Here is a 25,241-nt window from a genome sequence, read left to right on the forward strand (position 1 = left end):
CGACGTTACGCGGTCGCGAGGCCCGCGTGCGGGAGCGGTGTCAGCCGACGGCGTCGAGAGGGGCGTAGGCCGCCCCGACCGCGGCGAGGGCCGCCTTGCCGCCGTCGACGGCGGTGAGGATCCACAGCCCACCCTCGCGCACGGCGACCGAGTGCTCCCAGTGCGCGGCGCGGGAGCCGTCGGCCGTGACGACCGTCCACTCGTCGGCCTGCACCGTGGTGTCGATGCCGCCGAGGGTGACCATGGGCTCGATGGCGCCGGTGAAGCCGTCGACGAGTTTGGGTCCGGTCTCGCGCACCGCGTAGTTGGGGATCTGCGGGTCCATGTGCATCTCGGTGCCGATGCCGTGGCCGACGTACTCGTCGACGACGCCGTAGGTGCGTCCGTCGCGGGCGGCGGCCGCCTCGATGCTCGCCTCGACGGCGTCACCGACGGCGTAGAGCCGCCCCCCGACCTCCATCGCGGCGATACCGGCGTAGAGGCTCGCCTCGGTGGCGTCGATGAGGTCGAGGTCCTCGGGACGGCCGGCCTCGCGGCCGCCGACGACCGCGGTGAATGCGGCGTCGCCGTTCCAGCCCTTGACCTCCGCGCCGCAGTCGATGGAGACGATGTCGCCGGCCTCGAGCACGCGAGGACCGGGGATGCCGTGGACGACCTCGTCGTTGACGCTCGTGCAGAGGGTGTGCCGGTAGCCGGGGACGAGCTGGAAGTTCGGCACTCCCCCGTGGTCGCGGATGAAGGCCTCCGCGAGCCGGTCGAGCTCGAGCGTCGTCAGGCCGGGGCGCACCTGCGTCGCGAGCATCTCGAGGGTGCGGCCCACGAGCAGCCCCGCCTCACGCATGAGGAGGAGCTGCTCGTCGGTGCGGCCGTGGAGCCGGGTGCGGCGTCCGAACATCAGCCGTGCTGCGGCAGCGCCGCGATGACGCGGTCGGTGACGGCGTCGACCGCGCCCATGCCGTCGACCTTGACGAGCAGGCCGACGAGGCCGTAGTGCTCCGCGAGGGGGGCGGTCTCCTTGCGGTAGATCGCCTGGCGCTCGCGGATGACCTCCTCGGTGTCGTCGGCCCGGCCCTCGGTCTCGGCGCGCTTGAGGAGCCGCTCGACGATGGCCTCCTCGTCGACCTCGAGCTCGAGGACGGCGTCGAGGGCGTGGCCGTGCTGCGCGAGCATGGCGTCGAGCGCGTCGACCTGCCCGGCCGTGCGCGGGTAGCCGTCGAGCAGGAAGCCGTCGGCCGCGTCGTCCCACGTGAGGCGGTCGGCGACGATCTCGTTCGTGACCTCGTCGGGCACGTAGCCGCCCGAGGCGAGGATGCCCTGCACGCGCCGGCCCAGCTCGGTCTGCTCCTTGATGTTGGCGCGGAAGATGTCGCCGGTCGAGATGGCCGGGATGCCGAGGCGGTCGGCGATGCGCGCCGCCTGGGTGCCCTTACCGGCACCGGGCGGGCCGAGGATGATGAGTCGCATCAACGGAGGAACCCTTCGTAGTGACGCTGCTGCAGCTGCGCCTCGATCTGCTTGACCGTCTCGAGCCCCACGCCGACGACGATGAGGATCGAGGTGCCACCGAACGGGAAGTTCTGGTTGGCGCCGACGAGCACGAGGGCGACGAGCGGGATGAGCGAGACGATCGCGAGGTAGATGGCGCCCGGCACGGTGATTCGGGTCAGCACGTAGTTGAGGTACTCGGCCGTGGGTCGCCCGGCCCGGATACCCGGGATGAAGCCGCCGTACTTCTTCATGTTCTCCGCGACCTCGGTCGGGTTGAACGTGATCGAGACGTAGAAGAACGTGAAGAAGAGGATGAGGGCGACGTAGGTCGCCATGTAGATGGGGTGGTCGCCCTTGACGAGGTTGTCCTGGACCCATTGGACCCAGCCCGCGCTCGTGCCGTCGGGGCGCGTGTTGAACTGCGCGATGAGGCCCGGCAGCGCGAGCAGCGAGCTCGCGAAGATGACGGGGATGACGCCGGCCATGTTGACCTTGAGCGGGATGTAGGTCGAGGTGCCGCCGTACATCCGGCGACCGACCATCCGCTTGGCGTACTGCACGGGGATGCGCCGCTGCGACTGCTCGACGAAGACCACCGCGGCGATGACGAACATGCCGAGCACGATGATGCCGAGGAAGGTGCCCCAGCCCTTGTTCTCCTTGATGCCCCAGAGGGAGGCCGGGAAGCCGGCGGCGATCGAGGTGAAGATCATGAGCGACATGCCGTTGCCGACGCCCTTGTCGGTGATGAGCTCGCCGAACCACATGATGAGGCCGGTGCCGGCCGTCATGGTGAGCACCATGATGAGGATCGTGACCATCGACTGGTCGGTCATGATCGTGTCGCACTGGCCGCCGAAGAGGCTCGAGGGGTTGCGCGCGAAGGTGACGAGGGTCGCCGACTGGAGGATCGCGAGGCCGATCGTCAGGTAGCGGGTGTACTGCGTCAGCTTGCTCTGCCCCGACTGGCCCTCCTCCTTGAGCGCCTCGAAGCGCGGGATGACCACCGTGAGCAGCTGGATGATGATGCTCGCCGTGATGTACGGCATGATCCCCAGCGCGAAGACCGACAGCTGCAGCAGCGCGCCGCCGCTGAAGAGGTTCGCGAGGTTGAGGAACCCGCTCTGGTCTCCGGACTGGCCCTTGGCCGCGGTCAGGCAGTTCTGCACCAGCGTGTAGTTGATGCCCGGGGTCGGCACGTGCGACCCGAGACGGAACAGCACGATGATGCCGAGCGTGAAGAGCAGCTTCTTGCGCAGGTCCGGGGTTCGGAACGCGCGTGCGAAAGCGGCGAGCACTGGGTCCTCCTGGGGGGCCGCGCGGGTGGCGCGGCGTCATTCATGCGATCCGTGGAAGGTTAACGCAAAAGCACAGCGCCCCGGTCACCGTCCGCGGTGTCCGACGTCACGTCGGACCGCGGATCGGCGTCCGGGGCGCTGCTCACACTCAGAGTGTGGTGGTCGTCGAGACGCGCTCGTCGACCGGTCGATCAGCCCGCGAGGGCCGTGACCGAGCCGCCGGCGGCCTCGATCTTCGCCTTGGCGGAGGTCGAGAACTTGTGCGCCTCGACCTCGACCTTGACCGTGATCTCGCCCGTGCCGAGGACCTTCACCGGGAAGCCGTCACGGACGGCACCCTTGGCGACGAGGTCGGCGACGGAGACCTGACCACCCTCCGGGAAGAGCAGCTGCAGGCGGTCCAGGTTCACGACCTGGTACTCCGTGCGGAACGGGTTCTTGAAGCCACGGAGCTTCGGAAGGCGCATGTGCATCGGCATCGAGCCGCCCTCGAAACGCTCCGGGACCTGGTAGCGGGCCTTGGTGCCCTTGGTGCCACGACCGGCGGTCTTGCCCTTGGAGCCCTCACCACGACCGACACGGGTCTTGGCGGTCTTGGCTCCGGGGGCCGGACGCAGGTGGTGGACCTTGAGGGCGGACTCGCCCGACTTCTTGGCGTTCTCGGCCATGGTCAGTCAACCTCCTCGACGGACACGAGGTGCGTGACCGTCTTGACCATCCCGCGGATCTCGGGACGGTCCTCCTTGACGACGACGTCGCCAATGCGCTTCAGACCGAGGCTGCGCAGCGTGTCACGCTGGTTCTGCTTGCCGCCGATCTCCGAACGGGTCTGGGTCACCTTGAGACGAGCCATCACGCACCAGCCTTCGCAGCCTGGGCCTCGGCGATGCCGGCGGCACGAGCCCGGAGCATGGCCGCCGGAGCGACCTCCTCGAGGGTCTTGCCACGGCGCGCCGCGACCGACTCGGGACGCTCGAGCTCACGCAGGGCCTGGGCCGTCGCGTGCACGATGTTGATCGCGTTGTCCGAGCCCAGCGACTTGCTGAGGACGTCGTGGACGCCGGCGCACTCGAGCACCGCACGCACCGGGCCACCGGCGATGACACCGGTACCGGGCGCGGCGGGGCGCAGCATGACGACGCCGGCAGCGGCCTCACCCTGCACGGGGTGCGGGATGGTGCCCTGGATGCGCGGGACCTTGAAGAAGTTCTTCTTGGCCTCCTCGACACCCTTGGCGATGGCCGCGGGAACTTCCTTGGCCTTGCCGTAGCCGACACCCACGGTGCCGTCACCGTCACCGACGACGACGAGGGCGGTGAAGCTGAAGCGACGACCACCCTTGACGACCTTGGCGACACGGTTGATGGTCACGACGCGCTCGACGTACTGGTTCTTGTCGTCACGGCTGTCGCGGTTGTCGCGGCCGCCGCGGTTGTCACGGCGGTCTCCGCGCTCGGTGCGCTCGCCGCCACCGGCGGGGCCGGTGCCTCGACGCTGCTGTCCGGGCATCAGATGTTCCTCATCTCAACATTTGCGGTCACGAAGTGCTGGGTCACAGGGCCAGCCCACCTTCACGGGCGCCCTCGGCGATCGCCGCGACACGGCCGTGGTACTTGTTGCCACCACGGTCGAACACGACGGCCTCGATGCCGGCGTCCTTGGCACGGGCGGCCACGAGCTCGCCGACCTTCTTGGCCTTGGCCGTCTTGTCACCGTCGAAGGCACGCAGGTCGGCCTCCATCGTCGAGGCCGAGGCGACGGTCTTGCCGACCGTGTCGTCGACGACCTGGACGAACAGGTGGCGGCTCGACCGCGACACCACGAGGCGGGGGCGGGCCGCGGTGCCGGCGATCTTCTTGCGACCGCGCACCTGGCGACGGATGCGGGCGGCAGCCTTGGACTTGCCGCGCTTGATGATCATTGCCATGGCTTACTTACCGGCCTTTCCAACCTTGCGACGGATCTGCTCGCCCGCGTAGCGAACACCCTTGCCCTTGTACGGGTCGGGCTTGCGCAGCTTGCGGATGTTCGCCGCGACCTCGCCAACGAGCTGCTTGTCGATGCCCTGCACCGAGAAGCGGGTCGGGTTCTCGACGGCGAAGCTGATGCCGGCGGGAGCCTCGATGACGATGGGGTGCGAGTATCCGAGCGAGAACTCGAGGTTCGAGCCCTTCGCCGCGACACGGTAACCCGTGCCGTGGATCTCCATCTTCTTCTCGTAGCCCTCGGTGACACCGAGGACCATGTTGTTGATGAGCGAGCGGGTCAGGCCGTGGCGCGAGCGCGAGTCACGCTCGTCGTCGGGGCGCTTGACCTCGAGGTTGCCCTCGCCGAGCTCGACCGTGATGGGCTGCACGACGGTGAGCGTCAGCTCACCCTTCGGGCCCTTGACGAAGACGTCCTGGCCTTCGACCTTGACGTCCACACCCGAGGGGATGGAGACCGGGAGTCGTCCGATTCGCGACATGTCAGTGTCTCCTTACCAGACGTAGGCGAGGACTTCCCCACCCACGCCCTTCTCGTGTGCCTGACGGTCCGTCAGGAGTCCGCTCGAGGTCGACAGGATCGCGACGCCGAGGCCACCGAGAACCTTGGGCAGGTTCGTCGACTTGGCGTAGACGCGCAGTCCGGGCTTGCTCACGCGACGCACGCCGGCGATGGAGCGCTCGCGGTTGGGGCCGTACTTGAGGTCGATGGTCAGCGTCTGGCCGACCTCGGCCTCCTCGATCTTCCACGAGGCGATGTAGCCCTCGGACTGGAGGATCTCGGCGATGTTCTTCTTCAGCTTCGAGTACGGCATGGAGACGACGTCGTGGTGCGCCGAGTTGGCGTTCCGGACGCGGGTCAGCATGTCCGCAATCGGGTCAGTCATGGTCATGTGGGCTCTCCGCCCTTCCTCACCGGGGTTTCGACTGGGCATTCGCCCTGCGGCTCGTGCCGCCGTGGCCGACCTACGGTGTCAGAGGTGTGTGTGGTCTGGTGGTGCTGGGGCTCGGGAGCCGGTTACCAGGAGCTCTTGGTCACGCCCGGCAGCTCGCCCGCGTGCGCCATCTCGCGAAGGCAGATGCGGCAGAGGCCGAACTTGCGGTACACCGAGTGCGGGCGACCGCACTTCTGGCAGCGGGTGTACGCACGGACCTTGAACTTCGGCTTCCGGTTCGCCTTGTTAACGAGCGCGGTCTTGGCCATGTCAGTTCTCCTTGAAGGGGAAGCCGAGCTGCTTGAGCAGCGCGCGACCCTCGTCATCGTTGGTCGCCGTGGTGACCACGGTGATGTCCATGCCTCGCACGCGGTCGATCCGGTCCTGGTCGATCTCGTGGAACATCGACTGCTCGGTCAGACCGAACGTGTAGTTGCCGTTGCCGTCGAACTGCTTCGGCGACAGACCGCGGAAGTCACGGATGCGCGGGAGCGCGATCGAGACGAGGCGGTCGAGGAACTCCCACATGCGGTCGCCACGCAGCGTGGTGTGCGCGCCGATCGGCATGCCCTCACGCAGCTTGAACTGGGCGATCGACTTGCGGGCCTTCGTCACGACCGGCTTCTGGCCGGTGATGGCGGTGAGGTCACGGACGGCACCCTCGATGAGCTTGCTGTCCTTGGCCGCGTCGCCGACACCCATGTTGACGACGACCTTGACGACGCCGGGCACCTGCATGACGTTCGCGTAGCCGAACTGCTCGAGCATCGCGCCCTTGATCTCGTCCTGGTAGCGCTGCTGCAGACGGGGCTTGGCCGCGGTGATGGTGTTCTCGGTCATCTCAGAGGTCCTTGTCCGACGAGACGGCGACCCGGACGCGGGAGGCCTTCTGGCGCCCGTTCCGCTCGACGGTCTCGACGCGCGTCTTGATGCGGGTGGGCTTCTTCGACTCGGGGTCGACGATCGCGACGTTGCTCACGTGGATCGCGGCCTCGGTGTGGGTCAGGCCACCGGTGCGGGTGCCACGAGCGGTGGCGCCGGCCTTGACGTGCTTGGTGACGCGGTTGATGCCCTCGACGAGCACGCGCTGCGTCTCGGGGTAGACCGCGATGACCTTGCCCTGCTTGCCCCGGTCGCCGCCGTTCTTCTGGCTGCGGCCCGAGATGACCTGGACGAGGTCACCCTTCTTGATCTTCATCTTGCTGGTGGTCTTCGCCATGTTCACAGCACCTCCGGCGCGAGCGAGATGATCTTCATGAACTTCTTCTCGCGCAGCTCGCGACCGACCGGGCCGAAGATACGGGTCCCGCGCGGGTCGCCGTCGGTCTTGAGGATGACCGCTGCGTTCTCGTCGAACTTGATGTAGGACCCGTCGGCGCGACGGCGCTCCTTGACGGTGCGGACGATGACGGCCTTGACGACGTCACCCTTCTTCACGTTGCCGCCCGGGATCGCGTCCTTGACGGTGGCGACGATGGTGTCGCCGATGCCGGCGTACCGACGGCCCGAGCCACCGAGAACACGGATGCACAGGATTTCCTTGGCACCGGTGTTGTCGGCGACGCGAAGCCGCGACTCCTGCTGAATCACTGTCTAACTCCTGTCGTCGTGCTGGTTCTTCGCGCGGGGCGAAGCCTTGCCGAACTGGACTGTGGTCTGTGCCCTCCCGGAGGCCCGCTGCTCGCAGGCCCCCGGAGGGCGGCCGGGGGACGACGGTCCCCCGGCGGTGCTTACTTGGCCTTCTCGAGGATCTCGACGACGCGCCAGCGCTTCGTCGCGGAGAGCGGACGCGTCTCCATGATCAGGACGCGGTCGCCGACGCCGGCCGCGTTGGCCTCGTCGTGCGCCTTGACCTTGCTCGTGCGGCGGATGACCTTGCTGTAGAGCGCGTGCTTGACGCGGTCCTCGACCTCGACGACGACGGTCTTGTCCATCTTGTCGCTCACCACGTAGCCCTGACGGGTCTTGCGGTAGTTGCGATCGCTCGCCTGGTCGCTCACGACCTTCTCCTGCTCGCTCATGCGTCAGCCTCCTGCGCCTTGTCAGCCTTCTTGGCCTTCTTCTCGGCCTTGTCAGCCTTCTCGGGCTTGTCAGCCTTCTCGACCTTCTCAGCCTTGTCGGCCTTGTCAGCCTTGGCGGCGGTCTTCTTCTCCGCCTTCTTCTCGTCCTTCGCCGGCGCCTGGGGGGCGGCGGGGGCCGAGCCGATGCCGAGCTCGCGCTCACGCATCTCGGTGTAGATCCGCGCGATGTCCTTCTTGACGGCGCGGAGCCGGCCGTGGTTGTCCAGCTGGCCGGTGGCCGACTGGAAACGCAGGTTGAACAGCTCTTCCTTGGCCTTCTTCAGCTCGTCGGCGAGCTTCGTGTCGTCCAGACCACGCAGCTGCTCGGGAGCCAGGTCCTTGGTTCCGACTGCCATCAGATGTCACCACCCTCACGCGAAACGAAGCGGCACTTCATGGGGAGCTTGTGCATCGCCAGACGCATGGCCTCACGGGCCACCGGCTCCGCCACGCCCGAGATCTCGAACATGACGCGACCGGGCTTGACGTTGGCGATCCACCACTCCGGCGAACCCTTACCGGAACCCATGCGGGTCTCGGCCGGCTTCTTGGTGAGCGGACGGTCGGGGTAGATGTTGATCCACACCTTTCCACCACGCTTCATGTAGCGGGTCATCGCGATACGAGCGGACTCGATCTGGCGGTTGGTGACGTAGGCGGGCTCGAGAGCCTGGATGCCGAAGTCACCGAACGCGATCGTCGTGCCACCCTTGGCCGCACCGTGGCGGTTCGGGTGGTGCTGCTTGCGGTGCTTGACTCGACGGGGAATCAACATGGTCAGGCCTGCTCATTCTCGGTGCTGGCCGCGGCGGGGGCCTCGGCAGCAGCGGTCTCGTTCACTGCCGGAGCAGCGGCGGTCTCGTTGCGGTCACCACGACGGGCGCGGTTCGGGCGGTCGCCGCCGTCACGACGCGGGCCACGCGACGGACGCGGGGCGGCGGCCTGCTGGGCCGCGAGCTCCTTGGCCGTCATGTCGCCCTTGTAGATCCAGACCTTGACGCCGATGCGACCGAAGGTCGTGCGGGCCTCGTAGAAGCCGTAGTCGATCTGCGCACGCAGCGTGTGCAGCGGCACGCGACCCTCGCGGTAGAACTCCGTGCGGCTCATCTCGGCGCCGTTGAGGCGGCCCGAGACCTGCACGCGGATGCCCTTGGCACCGGCGCGCTGGGCGGACTGCATGCCCTTGCGCATGGCGCGGCGGAAGGCGACGCGGGCCGAGAGCTGCTCGGCGATGCCCTGGGCGACCAGCTGCGAGACGATCTCGGGGTTCTTGACCTCGAGGATGTTGAGCTGGACCTGCTTGCCCGTCAGCTTCTCGAGCTCGCCGCGGATGCGGTCGGCCTCGGCGCCGCGGCGACCGATGACGATGCCGGGGCGGGCGGTGTGGATGTCGACGCGGACGCGGTCACGGGTGCGCTCGATGTCGACCGAGGCGATGCCCGCGCGCTCCATGCCCTTCTCCATCAGGCGACGGATCGCGACATCTTCCTTGACGTAGTCGCGGTAGCGCTGACCCGACTTCGTCGAGTCGGCGAACCAGCGGCTCTTGTGGTCCGTCGTGATGCCGAGACGGAAGCCATGGGGGTTGACCTTCTGACCCATCAGCGGGCTCCCTTCTTGTTCTCCGGCTGCGTGACGACCACGGTGATGTGGCTCGTGCGCTTGTTGATGCGACCGGCGCGGCCCTGGGCCCGCGGACGGAAACGCTTCATCGTCGGGCCCTCGTCCACGAACGCGGCCGAGATGACGAGGTTGCGCTCGTCGAAGGCGACCGACTCACGGTCGGCCTTGACGCGGGCGTTGGCGATGGCGCTCTCGAGCACCTTCTTGACCGGGTCGGAGGCCGACTGCGGGGCGAAGGTGAGCACCGTGACGGCGTCGGTGGCGGCCTTGCCGCGGATCAGGTCCACGACACGGCGCGCCTTCTGGGGGCTGACACGGACGTGCCGCGCCGAAGCCTTGGCTTCCATGACTTCTTCCTTGGATTCGGTGGCCATCAGCGACGACGACCCTTCTTGTCGTCCTTCACGTGACCCTTGAACGTGCGGGTCGGTGCGAACTCGCCGAGCTTGTGGCCGACCATCGACTCGGTGACGAACACCGGGACGTGCTTGCGGCCGTCGTGGACGGCGAAGGTGTGACCGAGCATGTCCGGGCTGATGACCGAACGACGCGACCAGGTCTTGATGACGTTCTTCGTGCCCGCTTCGTTCTGGGCGTCCACCTTCTTCTGAAGGTGGTCGTCGATGAAGGGGCCCTTCTTCAGGCTACGAGGCATTCCAAAGGCTCCTTATCAGCGCTTCTTGCCAGTACGGCGGCGACGAACGATGAGCTTGTCGCTTTCCTTGTGTCCCTTGCGGGTGCGGCCCTCGGCCTGACCCCAGGGGCTGACGGGGTGACGTCCACCGGACGTCTTGCCCTCGCCACCACCGTGCGGGTGGTCGACCGGGTTCATGGCCACACCACGGACGGTCGGGCGCTTGCCCTTCCAGCGCATGCGGCCGGCCTTGCCCCAGTTGATGTTGCTCTGCTCGGCGTTGCCGACCTCGCCGACGGTCGCGCGGCAGCGCGCGTCGACGTTGCGGATCTCACCGGACGGCATACGCAGCTGGGCGTAGGGGCCGTCCTTGGCGACGAGCTGCACGCGAGCACCCGCGGAACGGGCGATCTTCGCGCCACCACCGGGCTTGAGCTCGATCGCGTGCACGACCGTACCCACCGGGATGTTGCGGAGCGGGAGGCTGTTGCCCGGCTTGATGTCGGCCGCGGGGCCGTTCTCGATCGGGTCGCCCTGCTTCAGCTTGTTCGGGGCCAGGATGTAACGCTTCTCGCCGTCCTTGTACTGGACGAGCGCGATGCGCGCGGTGCGGTTCGGGTCGTACTCGATGTGAGCGACCTTGGCCGGCACGCCGTCCTTGTCGTGGCGACGGAAGTCGATGACGCGGTACGCACGCTTGTGACCGCCACCGATGTGGCGGGTCGTGATGCGACCGGCGTTGTTGCGGCCACCCGTCTTCGACAGGGGGCGGACGAGCGACTTCTCCGGGGTGGAACGCGTGATCTCGACGAAGTCGGCGACCGACGAGCCACGGCGGCCCGGCGTGGTCGGCTTGTACTTACGGATACCCATGTTCGTGTGTCCTTATTCTTCGTCGGTCTCAGGCGCCCGCACCGAAGATGTCGATCGTGCCCTCGCGGAGGGAGACGATCGCACGCTTGGTGTCCTTGCGCTTGCCGATGCCGAAACGGGTGCGACGGGTCTTGCCCTGACGGTTCAGGGTGTGCACCTTGTCGACCTTGACGTTGAAGATCGCCTCGATGGCGATCTTGATCTCCGTCTTGTTCGCGCGGGGGTCGACGATGAAGGTGTACTTCCCCTCGTCGAGCAGGCCGTACGACTTCTCGGAGACGACCGGCGCGATGAGGATGTCGCGGGGGTCCTTGGTGTGGATGCTCACTTGGTGGCCTCCTTGTCGGCCTTGACCGGACCGGCGACGAACGCGTCGAGGGCGGCCTGGGTGAAGACGATGTCGTCGGCGCACAGCACGTCGTACGTGTTGAGCTGGTCGGCGACCAGGACGTGCACGTTCTGCAGGTTGCGCACCGACTTGAACGAGACCTCGTCGTCGCGCGTCAGCACGACGAGCAGGTTCGGACGCTGGGTGAGGCCCGCGAGCAGCGCCGCGGCGTCCTTCGCCGAGGGCAGCTCGCCCGTGACGACGGAGTCGACGACGTGGATGCGGTCGAAGCGCGCCCGGTCTGAGAGGGCACCGCGCAGGGCGGCGGCCTTCATCTTCTTGGGGGTGCGCTGGCTGTAGTCACGCGGCTGCGGGCCGTGGACGACGCCACCGCCGGCGAACTGCGGGGCGCGGGTCGAGCCCTGACGCGCCCGGCCGGTGCCCTTCTGGCGGTACGGCTTGCGCCCACCGCCGCGGACCTCGCCGCGCGTCTTGGTCGAGTGCGTGCCCTGACGAGCAGCCGCGAGCTGGGCCACCACGACCTGGTGGATCAGCGGGACGTTGGTCTGGACATCGAAGATGTCAGCAGGAAGGTTCGTCATGTCGTTCAGCCCTTCGCAGCCGTGCGGATCAGGACGATGCCACCGCGGGGGCCGGGGACGGCACCCTTGATGAGCAGCAGGCCCTTCTCGGCGTCAACGGCGTGGATCTGGAGGTTCTGGGTCGTCTGGCGGACGCCACCCATGCGACCAGCCATGCGCATGCCCTTGAAGACACGGCCCGGCGTCGAGCAGCCGCCGATGGAGCCCGGCTTGCGGTGGTTGCGGTGCGCACCGTGCGAGGACGAGACGCCGGCGAAGCCGTGGCGCTTCATGACACCCGCGAAGCCCTTGCCCTTGGTCGTGCCCGTCGCGTCGACGCGCTGGCCGGCCTCGAAGGACTCGGCCGTGATCTCCTGGCCCAGCTCGTACTCGCCGGCGTCGGCGGTGCGCAGCTCGACGAGGTGACGGCGCGGCGTGACGCCGGCCTTCTCGAAGTGGCCGGTCATCGGCTTGTTCACCTTGCGCGGGTCGATCGCACCGAAGGCGATCTGGACCGCGGAGTAGCCGTCGGTCGCGTCGGCACGCACCTGCGTCACGACGCAGGGGCCGGCCTTGACCACGGTCACGGGGACGAGCTTGTTGTCGGCGTCCCACACCTGGGTCATGCCGAGCTTCTCGCCGAGCACGCCCTTGACGTTCTTCTGAGCAACAGTCATCTCAACAACCGCCTCAGAGCTTGATCTCGATGTTGACGTCCGCCGGCAGGTCGAGACGCATCAGCGAGTCGACGGCCTTGGGCGTCGGGTCGATGATGTCGATGAGGCGCTTGTGGGTGCGCATCTCGAAGTGCTCGCGGCTGTCCTTGTACTTGTGCGGCGACCGGATGACGACGAAGACGTTCTTCTCCGTCGGCAGCGGAACCGGGCCCACCACGGTCGCGCCGGCGCGCGTCACTGTGTCAACGATCTTCCGGGCCGAGTTGTCGATGACCTCGTGGTCGTACGACTTCAGCCGGATGCGGATCTTCTGTCCCGCCATCTGATGAACGTCTCTCTCTCGCTTCTGACTACCGGTTCCCTTGGCATCCGACCCCCGAGGTCGGGCGTGTCGCGCCCGCTCCGCGGTGAAAGTTCCGCACTGAAGTGCCACTCTCGTCGTGATGACCCGGCCGAACCGGGTAACTTGCGCTTCCCTCGGGCCTCCGAGAGGAGTCCGAGCGAGTCCCCGTCAGGAGGCTCTCGAGGGGCGGCGGCACCGACATGGGTCAGCGACGCGCGTCAAGCAACCTGAACAGTGTGCCAGAGCGTGCGGGGCACTATCAAATCGAGGCGGGGCGTGCGCGCAGGTCGGCGCAGGTGGCGCGTCGTCGGGCGCCGAGCTCGTCCGGCGGCGGTCGTCGGGGCCGTGGCCGTCAGGGTTGGAGCCGTCAGGGCTGGGGCCGCGCGCACGCCGCGGTGCCGCCCGGCAGCTGGTGGCGGTGCGCGGCGATCCAGCGGTAGACGCGCGCCGCGACCGGCGAGACGCCGGGGGCGAGCAGGAGCAGGCCGACGGGGCGCCAGGGCAGGGCCCCGTGCAGCACGGCGTGGGCGATGGCGCGGTGCCCCGACCTGACGCGGCCGTCGGCCCCCACGAACTGGGCGGCCTCGTCGCACGCCTCCTCGGTCAGCCCGACCGCCGCGAGGTCGAGCTCCTGCCAGGGTCGGATCTCGAAGCGCTCGCGCCGGTCGACGACCCGGCGCACGAGCTGCACGCTACGGGTGCAGAAGCCGCAGTCGGCGTCGTAGACCAGCGTCGGCCGGACCGGCACGTGCAGCGTCGTCTCCACGGCACCATCCTCTCAGGCCGGCGCGAGGAACGCGCTCAGCGCCCCGGCATACATCGCCGGGTCCTCGGCACCCATCAGCTCGCGCGTGCTGTGCATCGACAGCGCCGCGGCGCCGAAGTCGACCGTGGTGGCGCCCGTCAGCGACGAGGTGACCGGGCCGACGGTCGAGCCGCACGGCAGGTCGCTGCGCGTCACGAAGGTCTGCATCGGCACGCCGGCCTGCTCGCAGGCGAGGCGGAACGCCGCGGCGCCGACCGAGTCGGTGGCGTAGCGCAGGTTGGTGTTGACCTTGAGCACCGGGCCGCCGTTGACGCTGATCTGGTGCATCGGCTCGTGCCGGTCGGCGTAGTTGGGGTGGGTGGCGTGGCCCATGTCCCCCGAGGCGATGACCGTGGCGGCCAGCGCGCGCCAGTAGTCGTCACGCCCGCCTCCCCCGGCCGTCACGATGCGCTCGAGCACCGAGGGCAGCAGGGTCGAGGTGGCGCCACGCTCCGAGGTGCTGCCGATCTCCTCGTGGTCGAAGAGCACGAGCACCGGCACGTGGGCGGGCTCCGTGGAGACGGCGTCGAGGAGCGCTCGGACGCCGGCGTACGAGGTGGCGAGGTTGTCGAGGCGCGGCGCGGCGATGAGCTCGCGGGAGCGGCCGAGGCGCGTCGAGGGCTGCACGGGGTGGGTCATGACGTCCCACGACAGCACGTCGCCGCGGTCGACCCCGACCTGCTCGGCGAGGTAGCCGACGAAGTCACCGGGCTCGTCGCCGACGCCCCAGAGCGGCTCCATGTGCGACTGCTTGTTGAGCGTCAGCGCCTCGTTCTGGGTGCGGTCGAGGTGGATCGCGAGCTGGGCCACGCGCAGCAGGGCGTCGCGGCCGTGGAAGGTGCGCGACTCGACGCCCTGTGCGCCCCGCACGGCCACGCGGCCGGCGAGGCCGAGGTCGCGGTCGAGCCACGAGCTGAGGATGAGCCCGCCGTAGGGCTCGACGCCGAGCAGCTGCCAGCCCGCACGCGCGTGGTCCGGGTTCGGCTTGATCCGCAGGTTGGGGCTGTCGGTGTGGGCGCCGACGACGCGGAAGCCGGCGGCCGGCCCGGCGCCCGAGCCGTGCGCCCCCGTCGTGTCCCAGGCGATGAGCGAGCCGCCCCGCACGAGGTAGCGCCGGCCGGGGCCGGTCGGCCACGGCGCCGTCTCGACGACCTCGGTGAAGCCCGCCTCGCGGAGGCGTGCGGCCGCCTGCTCGCAGGCGTGGAACGGCGTCGGGCTCGCATCCACGTAGTCGATCAGGCCCTGGGCCTCGGTGTCGGTGTCGAAGGAGTGCGCCATGGCGCGACCCTATCCGCCGCGCCGGCACGCGCGCCCGCCGGGCACGACCCGGGTGGCAGGATCGCGGGATGCCCGACACCACTCTGGCGGCCCTCGTCGACGACCTCACCTCCCCCGACCCCGCCGTGCGCGACGACCACGCGTATGCCGCTCTGTCGCGCCTCGTGCGCGCGGGCGGGGTCGGCCCGGACGACCTGCAGTGGCTCGCGGCCACGATGCTGGAGCGGCTCGCCGACGCGCGCACCGAGGTGCGCACCTTCGCGCCGCTCGTGCTCGCCGCGCTCGTCGAGGCCGGCGACGTGAACGGCGTCGACCGCGCCGCGGTGGCCCGCGACTGGGTGCCGGCCGTGGCGCGGTGGTACGTCGGCGAGGCCGACCTGCGCGGCCACGACCCGCAGCTCGGCTGGCTGCACGCGGTCGCCCACGGCGCGGACTTCTTCGGCGCCTGCGGCAGCGCGGGCGTGGGCGAGGCGGAGCCCCTGCTCGACGCCCTCGCGCAGCGCCTCGTCGCCCCGACGCCGTTCGTGTGGCGCGACCAGGAGGACGACCGCCTCGCGTGCGCCCTCGCCCTCGTGCTGGCGCGACCGGGCCTCGGGGCCGGCACGGCGACCGGCTGGCTCGAGCCGGTGCGGGACCTCTTCGCCACCGGGGCGCCCGGGGCCGTGCCCGCCGAGGCGACCAACACGATGCGGACGCTGCGCTCGCTGCACGTGGCGCTCGGCGAGCAGGTGCTGCGCGGCGGCGAGCCGGTGGGCGTCGAGCACGCCGGCCTCGTCCGCACCGAGGTGGCCGCGGTGCTCGCGGAGGTCACGCCCTGGTTCTGGGCGCCGCTCCCCCGCTGACGACCGGTGGCGCGAGCCAGGCATGCGGAAGGGCCCGTCCCGCCGAAGCGGAACGGGCCCTGCCGGTGGAGCTGGTGCTGCGGTGCAGCGTCAGGTCACTTGACGATCTTGGTGACCTTGCCGGCGCCGACCGTGCGGCCACCCTCGCGGATGGCGAAGTTCAGGCCCTCCTCCATGGCGATCGGCTGGATGAGCTCGACCGTCATGTCGGTGTTGTCGCCGGGCATGACCATCTCGGTGCCCTCGGGGAGGTGCACGACGCCGGTCACGTCCGTGGTGCGGAAGTAGAACTGCGGACGGTAGTTGTCGTAGAACGGCGTGTGACGGCCACCCTCGTCCTTGCCCAGGATGTAGACCTGCGCCTCGAAGTTGGTGTGGGGCGTGATCGAACCGGGCTTGACGACGACCTGGCCGCGCTCGACGTCCTCGCGCTTGACACCACGAAGGAGCAGGCCGACGTTCTCACCGGCGCGACCCTCGTCGAGCAGCTTGCGGAACATCTCGACGCCGGTGACCGTGGTCTTCGTGGCCGGGCCGGTGTGGATGCCGACGATCTCGATCTCCTCGTTGACCTTGAGGACACCGCGCTCGATGCGGCCGGTGACGACCGTGCCACGACCGGTGATCGTGAAGACGTCCTCGACGGGCATGAGGAACGGCTTGTCGATGTCGCGCTCGGGCTCCGGGATGTAGGTGTCCACGGCGTCCATGAGGTCGAGGACCGACTGGCCCCACTCCGCGTCGCCCTCGAGGGCCTTGAGCGCCGAGACCTTGACGACCGGGAGGTCGTCGCCGGGGAACTCGTAGCCCGAGAGGAGCTCACGGACCTCCATCTCGACGAGCTCGAGGATCTCCTCGTCGTCGACCATGTCGGCCTTGTTGAGCGCCACGACGATGTAGGGGACGCCGACCTGCTTGGCGAGCAGGACGTGCTCCTTCGTCTGCGGCATCGGGCCGTCGGTGGCGGCGACCACGAGGATCGCGCCGTCCATCTGGGCCGCACCCGTGATCATGTTCTTGACGTAGTCAGCGTGACCCGGGCAGTCGACGTGGGCGTAGTGACGACCCTCCGTCTGGTACTCGATGTGCGCGATCGAGATCGTGATGCCGCGCTGGCGCTCCTCGGGAGCCTTGTCGATGTCCTCGAACGCGAACTGGGGGTTCAGGTCGGGGTACTTGTCGTGCAGAACCTTGGAAATCGCAGCCGTCAGCGTCGTCTTGCCGTGGTCAATGTGACCGATGGTGCCGATGTTGACGTGCGGCTTGGTCCGCTCGAACTTTGCCTTCGCCACTGTGGTCCTCCTCAGGACTTTGTGTGTTACGCCGTACGACCAGGGCAGGACGTGGCGCGATGGGGTGGTTTCCGATGGAAGAGACTACGGGATACCCCGCAGTCACTCCCCGCGGGTCTTCTTGATGATCTCCTCGGCGACAGCCTTGGGGACCTCTGCGTAGGAGTCGAACTCCATGGAGAAGCTCGCGCGACCCTGCGTCTTGGAACGCAGGTCGCCGACGTAGCCGAACATCTCGGACAGCGGGACGAGGCCCTTGACGACCTTGGCGCCGCTGATGTCCTCCATGCCCTGGATCTGGCCACGGCGGGAGTTGATGTCGCCGATGACCTCGCCCATGTAGTCCTCGGGCGTGCGGACCTCGACGGCCATCATCGGCTCGAGCAGGACCGGGTCGGCCTTGCGGACGGCCTCCTTGAGGACCATCGAGCCGGCGATCTTGAACGCCATCTCCGAGGAGTCGACGTCGTGGTAGGCGCCGTCGTTCAGGGTCGCCTTGATGCCCACGAGGGGGTAGCCGGCGAGCACGCCGTACTGCATGGCGTCCTGGATGCCGGCGTCGACCGACGGGATGTACTCACGCGGCACGCGGCCACCGGTGACACCGTTGACGAACTCGTACATCGAGCCGTCCTCGGTCTCGCCCAGCGGCTCGAAGGTGACCTGCACCTTGGCGAACTGGCCGGAGCCACCCGTCTGCTTCTTGTGCGTGTAGTCGTACTTGAGCACGGGGCGACGGATCGTCTCGCGGTAGGCCACCTGCGGCTTGCCGACGTTGGCCTCGACCTTGAACTCGCGCTTCATGCGGTCGACGAGGATGTCGAGGTGCAGCTCGCCCATGCCGGCGATGATCGTCTGGCCGGTGTCCTCGTCGTGGTGCACCTGGAAGGTCGGATCCTCGGCCGAGAGCTTCTGGATGGCCGTGCCGAGCTTCTCCTGGTCGCCCTTCGTCTTGGGCTCGATGGCGACCTGGATGACGGGGTCCGGGAACGTCATGGACTCGAGCACGATCTGCTCGTTGACGTCCGACAGGGTGTCACCGGTCGTCGTGTCCTTGAGGCCGATGGCCGCGTAGATGTGGCCGGCCATGGCCTCCTCGACGGGGTTCTCCTTGTTGGCGTGCATCTGGAAGAGCTTCCCGATGCGCTCCTTGCGGCCCTTGGTCGAGTTGATGACGCTCGTGCCCGAGCTGATGTGGCCCGAGTAGACGCGGATGAAGGTCAGCGTGCCGAAGAACGGGTGCGTGGCGACCTTGAAGGCCAGGGCCGAGAACGGCTCGTCCTTGCTGGGCGCACGCGTCAGCTCGACGCTCTCGTCGCCGGGCTTGTGCCCGATCATCGGGGGCACGTCGAGCGGCGACGGCAGGTAGTCGACGACCGCGTCGAGCATCGGCTGGACGCCGCGGTTCTTGAACGCGGAGCCGCAGAAGACGGGGTAGAGCTCGGAGTTGACCGTGAGCTTGCGGATGCCGCCCTTGATCTCCTCCGGGGTCAGCTCCTCGCCACCGAGGTACTTCTCCATGAGCTCGTCGTCGGCCTCGGCCACGCGCTCGACGAGGGCCGTGCGGTACTCCTCGGCCTTCGCCTGCAGGTCGGCCGGGATCTCGGCGATCTCGTACTTCGCACCCATGGTCACGTCGCCCTTGGCGTCGCCGGGCCACACGAGGGCACGCATGTACACGAGGTCGATGACACCGAGGAAGTCGTTCTCGGCACCGATCGGGAGCTGCATGACGAGCGGCTCCGCACCGAGGCGGTCCTTGATCGTCTGCACGGTGAAGTAGAAGTCGGCGCCGAGCTTGTCCATCTTGTTGACGAAGCAGATGCGCGGCACGTCGTACTTGTCGGCCTGGCGCCACACCGTCTCGGACTGGGGCTCGACGCCCTCCTTGCCGTCGAACACCGCGACGGCACCGTCGAGGACGCGCAGCGAGCGCTCGACCTCGACCGTGAAGTCCACGTGTCCGGGGGTGTCGATGATGTTGACCTGGGTGCCTTCCCAGAAGGAGGTCACGGCGGCAGACGTGATCGTGATGCCGCGCTCCTTCTCCTGCTCCATCCAGTCGGTCGTCGACGCACCGTCGTGGGTCTCACCGATCTTGTGGTTGACACCGGTGTAGAAGAGGATGCGCTCCGTCACCGTGGTCTTGCCAGCGTCGATGTGCGCCATGATGCCGATGTTGCGGACCTTCTTGAGGTCCGTCAGGACGTCGAGTGCCACGTCAGGTTTCTCGTCTCATTCGTCGTGGAGTGAAAATCGTGGGCGCCGTGTGCCCGTCGTGCGACGGGTGGGCGCGTGCCCGGTCGGTGTGCCGTGAGGCGTGCTCCGGCACACCGACCGGGCCGCTGGTCACCAGCGGTAGTGCGCGAAGGCCTTGTTCGACTCGGCCATCTTGTGGGTGTCCTCGCGGCGCTTGACAGCGGCACCGAGGCCGTTGCTCGCGTCGAGGATCTCGTTCATCAGGCGCTCGGTCATCGTCTTCTCGCGACGCTGACGGGAGTAGCCGACGAGCCAGCGCAGGGCCAGCGTCGTGCTGCGGCCCGGCTTGACCTCGATCGGCACCTGGTAGGTGGCGCCACCGACGCGGCGGCTCTTGACCTCCATGGCCGGCTTCACGTTGTCGAGCGCACGCTTGAGCGTGGGCACGGGGTCGGTGCCGGTCTTGGCCCGGACGCCCTCGAGGGCGCCGTAGACGATCGTCTCGGCGATCGACTTCTTGCCGTCGAGGAGGATCTTGTTGACGAGCTGCGTGACGAGCGGGCTGGCGTAGACCGGGTCGACGACGAGCGGGCGCTTCGGAGCGGGTCCCTTACGAGGCATCAGCTCTTCTCCTTCTTCGCGCCGTAACGGCTACGAGCCTGCTTGCGGTTCTTGACACCCTGGGTGTCGAGCGTGCCGCGGACGATCTTGTACCGCACACCCGGGAGGTCCTTCACACGACCACCGCGCACGAGCACGATCGAGTGCTCCTGCAGGTTGTGGCCGACGCCCGGGATGTAGGCCGTGACCTCGATGCCGGAGCTGAGGCGCACACGGGCGACCTTGCGCAGGGCCGAGTTCGGCTTCTTGGGGGTGGTCGTGTACACGCGGGTGCACACGCCACGGCGCTGGGGCGAGCCCTTGAGCGCCGGGGTCTTGGCCTTGCTGGCCTTGTCCTGGCGGCCCTTGCGGACCAGCTGGTTGATGGTAGGCAACCTGGTTACTCCATAACGTTGCTCGTTGTCGGCCGACCGGGGTCGGCTCCTTGGCTGTTCGGACCCTCGACCCCCGAGGTCGGGTGTGTCGGATCCGGTTCTCCCCCCTGCACTCCCCTGCCGTCCCGGCGCCCGGAGGGCGGTCGGAGGGAAGGGGTGCCCGGCGGGAGGGCTGCTCGTGGACCGCAGTGATGCCGTCCCGCGCGAGCGGGCAGACAGGGCACCGGGGCCGTCGTCGCACATGCCTGAGCGCATGTCTCAGACACAGTGTTCAAGCGTACCGGGGCGCGGCACGCCGACCAAATCGGATAGCGCACGCTGTCGAGGGCCGATGCGGTATGCCGCCGCGCAGCCGACGCGGGACGCCCTCGCTCAGCCGAGGCGCCAGTCGCCGGCATACATGTGCAGCACCGGCACCCCGAGCTCCTCACGCGCCCGAGAGGCCCAGTCCGTGTGGAAGGTGTCCTCGACCGCGTGCGGCTCGGTGACGACGACGACCTCGCGCGCGTCGAGCCGGCCGACCTCCTCGACGAGCGTGGGCATCGGGTCGTCGGCGGTGATCTCGCCCGTGACGACGACCTCGTGGCGCCCGAACTCCGCGAGGGTGGTGTCCAGGGCCGTGTCGGCGTCCGTGCGCGCCTCGGCGCGATCGACGGGGCGCAGGGCCTCGAGGGCCTCCCGCATCTCGAAGAGGCTGAGGTGGTTGAGGAAGGAGCTGAGCAGGTTGCGCTCGGTGTCGGCCGGGACGAGCACCCGGTAGGTGGCCGCCTCGTCCTCGTGCAGGCCGACGATCTTGTCGACGTCCGCCGGGCGCAGCGCCTCCTCGGTGAGCACGATGATCGTCGGCGTCGGGCCGTCGGCGGGTTCGGGCGCGGGGGGCACGTCGGCGGTGGGCTCGGTCATGGCACCACCCTATCGACGGGAGGGGACGACGAACCGGCCCGGCTCCCCCGAGGGGGAACCGGGCCGGTCGGCGGTCCGTCGGCCCGGGTCACCCGAGGGTGACCCGGCGCCGGTCAGAACTGGTCGAGCCCGAGCGCCTCGTCGTCGAGGCGGATCGCCTCGCCGCTGCCCGTGCCGAAGCCTGCGTAGTCGTAGGCGTCGTAGTTGGGCAGGGAGTACATCGCGGCCTTGGCCTCCTCGGTCGGCTCCACCTTGACGTTCCGGTAGCGGGGCAGGCCCGTGCCGGCGGGGATGAGCTTTCCGAGGATGACGTTCTCCTTGAGCCCGAGGAGCGGGTCCGACTTGGCCTCCATGGCGGCCTGCGTGAGCACGCGGGTCGTCTCCTGGAAGGACGCCGCCGAGAGCCACGACTCGGTCGCGAGCGAGGCCTTGGTGATGCCCATGAGCTCCGGACGACCGGCGGCCGGACGGCCACCCTCGGCCATGACGCGACGGTTCTCGTCCTCGAAGCGACCCCGCTCGGCGAGCTCGCCGGGCAGCAGGTCGGCGTCGCCGGCCTCGATGATCGTCACGCGACGCAGCATCTGGCGCACGATGACCTCGATGTGCTTGTCGTGGATCGACACACCCTGCTGGCGGTACACGCGCTGGACCTCGTCCACCAGGTGCTTCTGCGCAGCGCGCGGGCCGAGGATGCGAAGGACCTGCTTGGGGTCGATCGCGCCCTGGACCAGCTTGGTGCCGACCTCGACGTGGTCGCCGTCACCCACGAGCAGGCGCGAGCGCTTGCTGACCGGGTACGCGTGCTGCTCGGAGCCGTCGTCCGGCGTGAGCAGGATGCGACGCGCCTTGTCGGTGTCCTCGATCTCGATGCGGCCGGTGGCCTCGGCGATCGGGGCCACACCCTTGGGGGTGCGGGCCTCGAAGAGCTCGACGACACGCGGCAGACCCTGGGTGATGTCGTCGGCCGCGGCCGCACCACCGGTGTGGAAGGTACGCATCGTCAGCTGCGTGCCGGGCTCACCGATCGACTGGGCCGCGATGATGCCGACGGCCTCGCCGATGTCGACGAGCTTGCCCGTCGCGAGCGAGCGGCCGTAGCAGGCCGCACACGTGCCGACCTTGCTGTCGCAGGTGAGGACCGAACGGATCCGCACCTCGTCGACACCGGCCGCGTAGAGCGCGTCGATGACGACGTCACCGAGGTCGATGCCGGCCACGGCGAGGGTCTCGCCGTCGACGACGACGTCCTCCGCCAGCGTGCGGGCGTAGACCGAGGCCTCGACGACCTCGCTCGGGGCGCGCGTGCCGGTCGTCTCGTTGACCTGGGCGATCGGCAGCTTGAGGCCACGCTCGGTGCCGCAGTCGTCCTCACGGATGATGACGTCCTGCGACACGTCGACGAGACGACGCGTCAGGTAGCCGGAGTCGGCGGTACGCAGCGCCGTGTCGGCCAGACCCTTGCGGGCACCGTGCGTCGAGATGAAGAACTCGAGCACCGTGAGGCCCTCACGGAAGTTCGCCTTGATCGGGCGCGGGATGATCTCGCCCTTCGGGTTGGCCATCAGGCCTCGCATGCCGGCGATCTGACGGATCTGGAACCAGTTACCACCAGCACCCGAGGACACCATCCGGTAGATGGGGTTCGTGCGCGGGAAGTTGGTCTCCATCTCCTTGGCGACCTGGTTGGAGGCCTGCGTCCAGATCTCGACGAGCTCCTGGCGGCGCTCGTCGTCGGTGATGAGGCCACGCTCGTACTGCGTCTGGACCTTGGCGGCCTTCGTCTCGTAGCCCTCGAGGATGCTCGTCTTGTTGTCCGGCGTCGTGACGTCGGAGATGGCGACGGTGCAGCCCGAGCGGGTCGACCAGTGGAAACCGGCCTCCTTGAGGGCGTCGAGCGACGCGGCGACCTGGACCTTGGAGTAGCGCTCCGCGAGGTCGTTGACGATCGCCGAGAGGCGCTTGCGGTCGACCGGGCGGTTCTCGAACGGGTAGTCGAGCGGCAGCGTGTCGTTGAAGATGGCGCGGCCGAGCGTCGTCTCGAGCGTGAGGCTCGCGACGATGCCGTCCTCGCCGGCCTCGACACCCTCGGGCAGCTCGAAGCCGGCCGGGGGCACCGCGTCCGTCAGGCGCAGCTTGATCGCCGAGCCGAGCAGGATCTCGCCACGGTCGAAGGCCATGCGGGCCTCCGACGGGGACGAGAACGCGCGGCCCGCACCGATGCCGCCACCGTCGATGGCGTCGGTGAGGTGGTAGATGCCGGTGATCATGTCCTGGGTCGGCATGGTCACGGGGCGACCGTCGGCGGGCTTGAGGATGTTGTTGCTCGACAGCATGAGGATGCGGGCCTCGGCCTGCGCCTCCGCCGACAGCGGCACGTGGACGGCCATCTGGTCACCGTCGAAGTCGGCGTTGAAGGCCGAGCAGACGAGCGGGTGGATCTGGATGGCCTTGCCCTCGACGAGCTGCGGCTCGAACGCCTGGATGCCGAGACGGTGCAGCGTGGGTGCGCGGTTGAGCAGCACCGGGTGCTCCGTGATGACCTCTTCGAGGACGTCCCACACGACCGGGCGCGCGCGCTCGACCATGCGCTTGGCCGACTTGATGTTCTGCGCGTGGTCGAGGTCGACGAGGCGCTTCATCACGAACGGCTTGAACAGCTCGAGCGCCATCTGCTTGGGCAGACCGCACTGGTGCAGCTTGAGCTGCGGGCCGACGACGATGACCGATCGGCCGGAGTAGTCGACGCGCTTGCCGAGCAGGTTCTGGCGGAACCGGCCCTGCTTGCCCTTGAGCATGTCCGAGAGCGACTTGAGCGGACGGTTGCCGGGGCCCGTGACGGGGCGACCACGACGGCCGTTGTCGAAGAGGCTGTCGACGGCCTCCTGCAGCATCCGCTTCTCGTTGTTGACGATGATCTCGGGGGCACCGAGGTCGAGCAGTCGCTTGAGGCGGTTGTTGCGGTTGATGACGCGACGGTAGAGGTCGTTGAGGTCCGAGGTCGCGAAGCGGCCACCGTCGAGCTGCACCATCGGGCGCAGGTCCGGCGGGATGACCGGGATCGCGTCGAGGACCATGCCCGACGGGTGGTTCGTCGTCATCTGGAAGGCGTTGACGACCTTGAGGCGCTTGATGGCGCGGGTCTTCTTCTGGCCCTTGCCGGTGGCGATGATCTCCTGGAGCAGCTCGGCCTCGGCGTCGAGGTCGAAGGACTCGAGGCGCTTCTGGATCGCCGCGGCGCCCATGCCGCCCTCGAAGTAGAGACCGAAGCGGTCGCGCATCTCGCGGTAGAGGATCTCGTCGCCCTCGAGGTCCTGGACCTTGAGGTTCTTGAAGCGGTCCCACACCTGCTCGAGGCGCTCGACCTGCTGGTCGGCACGCTTGCGGATGTTGTTCATCTCGCGCTCGGCCTGGTCGCGGACCTTGCGCTTGGCGTCGGCCTTGGCACCCTCGGCCTCGAGCTCGGCGACGTTGCGCTCGAGCAGCTGCGCGCGGGACTCGACGTCCGCGTCGCGGCGGTTCTCGATCTCCTTCTTCTCGACCTGGATCTGCGCCTCGAGCGACGGCAGGTCAGCGTGGCGCTGGTCGTCGTCGACGGAGGTGATCATGTAGGCCGCGAAGTAGATGACCTTCTCGAGGTCCTTCGGGGCGAGGTCGAGCAGGTAGCCGAGGCGGCTCGGCACGCCCTTGAAGTACCAGATGTGGGTGACGGGGGCGGCGAGCTCGATGTGGCCCATCCGCTCGCGACGCACCTTGGCGCGCGTGACCTCGACGCCACAGCGCTCACAGATGATGCCCTTGAAGCGGACGCGCTTGTACTTGCCGCAGTTGCACTCCCAGTCGCGGGTCGGGCCGAAGATGCGCTCGCAGAACAGGCCCTCCTTCTCCGGCTTGAGGGTGCGGTAGTTGATGGTCTCGGGCTTCTTGACCTCACCGTGGCTCCACTGGCGGATGGAGTCGGCGGTGGCGAGGCCGATGCGCAGCTCGTCAAAGAAGTTGACGTCGAGCACGTGGTTCCTTCTCTCGTAACTCTCGTTGAGTCAATAGGTCTGAGGTGGTGTTCGTTGACGAGGGTGCGTATGCCGCTGGGCGGGCCCGGCGG

Annotated in this window: 33 protein-coding genes; 1 reads left to right on the plus strand and 32 read right to left on the minus strand. The window is 68.5% G+C overall.

What is annotated here, in order from left to right; translation table 11 throughout:
- Positions 1-40: 40 nt before the first annotated feature.
- The 26 genes from map to ABT295_RS08265 form a co-directional block, all read right to left on the minus strand.
- Positions 41-895, minus strand: a complete 855-nt coding sequence (gene map, locus ABT295_RS08140; protein WP_352393876.1) for a type I methionyl aminopeptidase — start codon at positions 893-895, stop codon at positions 41-43.
- Positions 895-1,464, minus strand: coding sequence for an adenylate kinase (locus ABT295_RS08145; protein WP_352393877.1), 570 nt, complete (start codon positions 1,462-1,464; stop codon positions 895-897). The genes map and ABT295_RS08145 overlap by 1 nt, the downstream gene beginning before the upstream one ends.
- Positions 1,464-2,786 carry a preprotein translocase subunit SecY gene (secY, locus tag ABT295_RS08150; protein ID WP_352393878.1) on the minus strand — a complete coding sequence of 441 codons (1,323 nt, stop codon included), beginning with the start codon at positions 2,784-2,786 and terminating at the stop codon, positions 1,464-1,466. Before secY ends, ABT295_RS08145 begins: the two co-directional genes overlap by 1 nt.
- 191 nt (positions 2,787-2,977) lie before the next feature.
- Positions 2,978-3,454 (minus strand): 50S ribosomal protein L15, encoded by a 477-nt coding sequence (gene rplO, locus ABT295_RS08155; RefSeq protein ID WP_352393879.1) that lies wholly within the window; start codon positions 3,452-3,454, stop codon positions 2,978-2,980.
- A 2-nt stretch (positions 3,455-3,456) separates the two neighbouring features.
- Positions 3,457-3,639: a 50S ribosomal protein L30 gene (rpmD, locus tag ABT295_RS08160; protein WP_020143226.1), complete on the minus strand. Its 183-nt coding sequence runs from the start codon at positions 3,637-3,639 to the stop codon at positions 3,457-3,459.
- Complete coding sequence (gene rpsE, locus ABT295_RS08165; protein WP_142176975.1) at positions 3,639-4,295, minus strand: 30S ribosomal protein S5; 657 nt, start codon at positions 4,293-4,295, stop codon at positions 3,639-3,641. The genes rpmD and rpsE overlap by 1 nt, the downstream gene beginning before the upstream one ends.
- 43 nt (positions 4,296-4,338) lie before the next feature.
- A complete protein-coding gene (gene rplR, locus ABT295_RS08170) occupies positions 4,339-4,713 on the minus strand; it encodes a 50S ribosomal protein L18 (protein ID WP_345507346.1) in 375 nt (124 codons plus the stop codon).
- A 3-nt stretch (positions 4,714-4,716) separates the two neighbouring features.
- Positions 4,717-5,253, minus strand: coding sequence for a 50S ribosomal protein L6 (gene rplF / locus ABT295_RS08175; protein ID WP_352393880.1), 537 nt, complete (start codon positions 5,251-5,253; stop codon positions 4,717-4,719).
- A 12-nt stretch (positions 5,254-5,265) separates the two neighbouring features.
- Positions 5,266-5,664, minus strand: coding sequence for a 30S ribosomal protein S8 (gene rpsH, locus ABT295_RS08180; RefSeq protein ID WP_345507344.1), 399 nt, complete (start codon positions 5,662-5,664; stop codon positions 5,266-5,268).
- Positions 5,665-5,789: 125 nt separating this feature from the next.
- Complete coding sequence (locus ABT295_RS08185) at positions 5,790-5,975, minus strand: type Z 30S ribosomal protein S14 (RefSeq protein ID WP_020143231.1); 186 nt, start codon at positions 5,973-5,975, stop codon at positions 5,790-5,792.
- Position 5,976: 1 nt separating this feature from the next.
- Positions 5,977-6,546, minus strand: a complete 570-nt coding sequence (rplE, locus tag ABT295_RS08190) for a 50S ribosomal protein L5 (RefSeq protein WP_345507343.1) — start codon at positions 6,544-6,546, stop codon at positions 5,977-5,979.
- Between the two features lies 1 nt (position 6,547).
- Positions 6,548-6,925 carry a 50S ribosomal protein L24 gene (gene rplX, locus ABT295_RS08195; protein WP_345507342.1) on the minus strand — a complete coding sequence of 126 codons (378 nt, stop codon included), beginning with the start codon at positions 6,923-6,925 and terminating at the stop codon, positions 6,548-6,550.
- 2 nt (positions 6,926-6,927) lie between these two features.
- Positions 6,928-7,296, minus strand: coding sequence for a 50S ribosomal protein L14 (rplN, locus tag ABT295_RS08200; protein WP_070191528.1), 369 nt, complete (start codon positions 7,294-7,296; stop codon positions 6,928-6,930).
- 140 nt (positions 7,297-7,436) lie between these two features.
- Positions 7,437-7,727, minus strand: coding sequence for a 30S ribosomal protein S17 (rpsQ, locus tag ABT295_RS08205; RefSeq protein ID WP_352393881.1), 291 nt, complete (start codon positions 7,725-7,727; stop codon positions 7,437-7,439).
- Positions 7,724-8,122, minus strand: coding sequence for a 50S ribosomal protein L29 (gene rpmC, locus ABT295_RS08210; protein ID WP_352393882.1), 399 nt, complete (start codon positions 8,120-8,122; stop codon positions 7,724-7,726). Before rpmC ends, rpsQ begins: the two co-directional genes overlap by 4 nt.
- A complete protein-coding gene (rplP, locus tag ABT295_RS08215; RefSeq protein WP_352393883.1) occupies positions 8,122-8,541 on the minus strand; it encodes a 50S ribosomal protein L16 in 420 nt (139 codons plus the stop codon). The genes rpmC and rplP overlap by 1 nt, the downstream gene beginning before the upstream one ends.
- A 2-nt stretch (positions 8,542-8,543) precedes the next feature.
- Positions 8,544-9,368, minus strand: coding sequence for a 30S ribosomal protein S3 (rpsC, locus tag ABT295_RS08220; RefSeq protein ID WP_344254813.1), 825 nt, complete (start codon positions 9,366-9,368; stop codon positions 8,544-8,546).
- Positions 9,368-9,736 (minus strand): 50S ribosomal protein L22, encoded by a 369-nt coding sequence (rplV, locus tag ABT295_RS08225; protein ID WP_345507338.1) that lies wholly within the window; start codon positions 9,734-9,736, stop codon positions 9,368-9,370. The genes rpsC and rplV overlap by 1 nt, the downstream gene beginning before the upstream one ends.
- A gap of 26 nt (positions 9,737-9,762) precedes the next feature.
- Positions 9,763-10,044, minus strand: coding sequence for a 30S ribosomal protein S19 (gene rpsS, locus ABT295_RS08230; RefSeq protein ID WP_026864141.1), 282 nt, complete (start codon positions 10,042-10,044; stop codon positions 9,763-9,765).
- A gap of 15 nt (positions 10,045-10,059) precedes the next feature.
- Positions 10,060-10,896 (minus strand): 50S ribosomal protein L2, encoded by an 837-nt coding sequence (gene rplB, locus ABT295_RS08235; RefSeq protein WP_345507337.1) that lies wholly within the window; start codon positions 10,894-10,896, stop codon positions 10,060-10,062.
- Positions 10,897-10,924: 28 nt separating this feature from the next.
- Complete coding sequence (rplW, locus tag ABT295_RS08240; protein ID WP_345507336.1) at positions 10,925-11,224, minus strand: 50S ribosomal protein L23; 300 nt, start codon at positions 11,222-11,224, stop codon at positions 10,925-10,927.
- Complete coding sequence (rplD, locus tag ABT295_RS08245; protein ID WP_352393884.1) at positions 11,221-11,826, minus strand: 50S ribosomal protein L4; 606 nt, start codon at positions 11,824-11,826, stop codon at positions 11,221-11,223. The genes rplW and rplD overlap by 4 nt, the downstream gene beginning before the upstream one ends.
- 5 nt (positions 11,827-11,831) lie before the next feature.
- Complete coding sequence (gene rplC, locus ABT295_RS08250; protein ID WP_352393885.1) at positions 11,832-12,482, minus strand: 50S ribosomal protein L3; 651 nt, start codon at positions 12,480-12,482, stop codon at positions 11,832-11,834.
- Between the two features lie 13 nt (positions 12,483-12,495).
- Positions 12,496-12,804, minus strand: coding sequence for a 30S ribosomal protein S10 (gene rpsJ / locus ABT295_RS08255; protein WP_009775966.1), 309 nt, complete (start codon positions 12,802-12,804; stop codon positions 12,496-12,498).
- A gap of 388 nt (positions 12,805-13,192) precedes the next feature.
- Entirely contained in the window at positions 13,193-13,591 is a 399-nt protein-coding gene (locus ABT295_RS08260) for a thiol-disulfide oxidoreductase DCC family protein (protein WP_352393886.1), read from the minus strand.
- 12 nt (positions 13,592-13,603) lie between these two features.
- Positions 13,604-14,908, minus strand: coding sequence for a M18 family aminopeptidase (locus ABT295_RS08265; RefSeq protein ID WP_352393887.1), 1,305 nt, complete (start codon positions 14,906-14,908; stop codon positions 13,604-13,606).
- 68 nt (positions 14,909-14,976) lie between these two features.
- On the opposite strand from ABT295_RS08265, the gene ABT295_RS08270 reads away from it, so the two are divergent.
- Positions 14,977-15,750 (plus strand): DUF2785 domain-containing protein, encoded by a 774-nt coding sequence (locus ABT295_RS08270; protein ID WP_352393888.1) that lies wholly within the window; start codon positions 14,977-14,979, stop codon positions 15,748-15,750.
- Between the two features lie 95 nt (positions 15,751-15,845).
- On the opposite strand, the gene tuf is transcribed toward ABT295_RS08270, so the two are convergent.
- The 6 genes from tuf to ABT295_RS08300 form a co-directional block, all read right to left on the minus strand.
- Positions 15,846-17,042: an elongation factor Tu gene (gene tuf, locus ABT295_RS08275; protein ID WP_352393889.1), complete on the minus strand. Its 1,197-nt coding sequence runs from the start codon at positions 17,040-17,042 to the stop codon at positions 15,846-15,848.
- Positions 17,043-17,144: 102 nt separating this feature from the next.
- Entirely contained in the window at positions 17,145-19,262 is a 2,118-nt protein-coding gene (gene fusA / locus ABT295_RS08280; RefSeq protein ID WP_352393890.1) for an elongation factor G, read from the minus strand.
- Between the two features lie 129 nt (positions 19,263-19,391).
- Positions 19,392-19,862: a 30S ribosomal protein S7 gene (gene rpsG, locus ABT295_RS08285; RefSeq protein ID WP_352393891.1), complete on the minus strand. Its 471-nt coding sequence runs from the start codon at positions 19,860-19,862 to the stop codon at positions 19,392-19,394.
- Positions 19,862-20,236, minus strand: a complete 375-nt coding sequence (gene rpsL, locus ABT295_RS08290) for a 30S ribosomal protein S12 (RefSeq protein ID WP_020143255.1) — start codon at positions 20,234-20,236, stop codon at positions 19,862-19,864. Before rpsL ends, rpsG begins: the two co-directional genes overlap by 1 nt.
- Before the next feature lie 372 nt (positions 20,237-20,608).
- On the minus strand, positions 20,609-21,139 hold the full coding sequence (locus tag ABT295_RS08295) for a hypothetical protein (protein WP_352393892.1): 531 nt from the start codon (positions 21,137-21,139) through the stop codon (positions 20,609-20,611).
- Between the two features lie 113 nt (positions 21,140-21,252).
- Positions 21,253-25,149 carry a DNA-directed RNA polymerase subunit beta' gene (locus ABT295_RS08300; RefSeq protein WP_352393893.1) on the minus strand — a complete coding sequence of 1,299 codons (3,897 nt, stop codon included), beginning with the start codon at positions 25,147-25,149 and terminating at the stop codon, positions 21,253-21,255.
- Positions 25,150-25,241: the final 92 nt, after the last annotated feature.

It is taken from the genome of Terrabacter sp. NPDC000476, assembly GCF_040300125.1.
Taxonomy (GTDB): Bacteria; Actinomycetota; Actinomycetes; order Actinomycetales; family Dermatophilaceae; genus Terrabacter.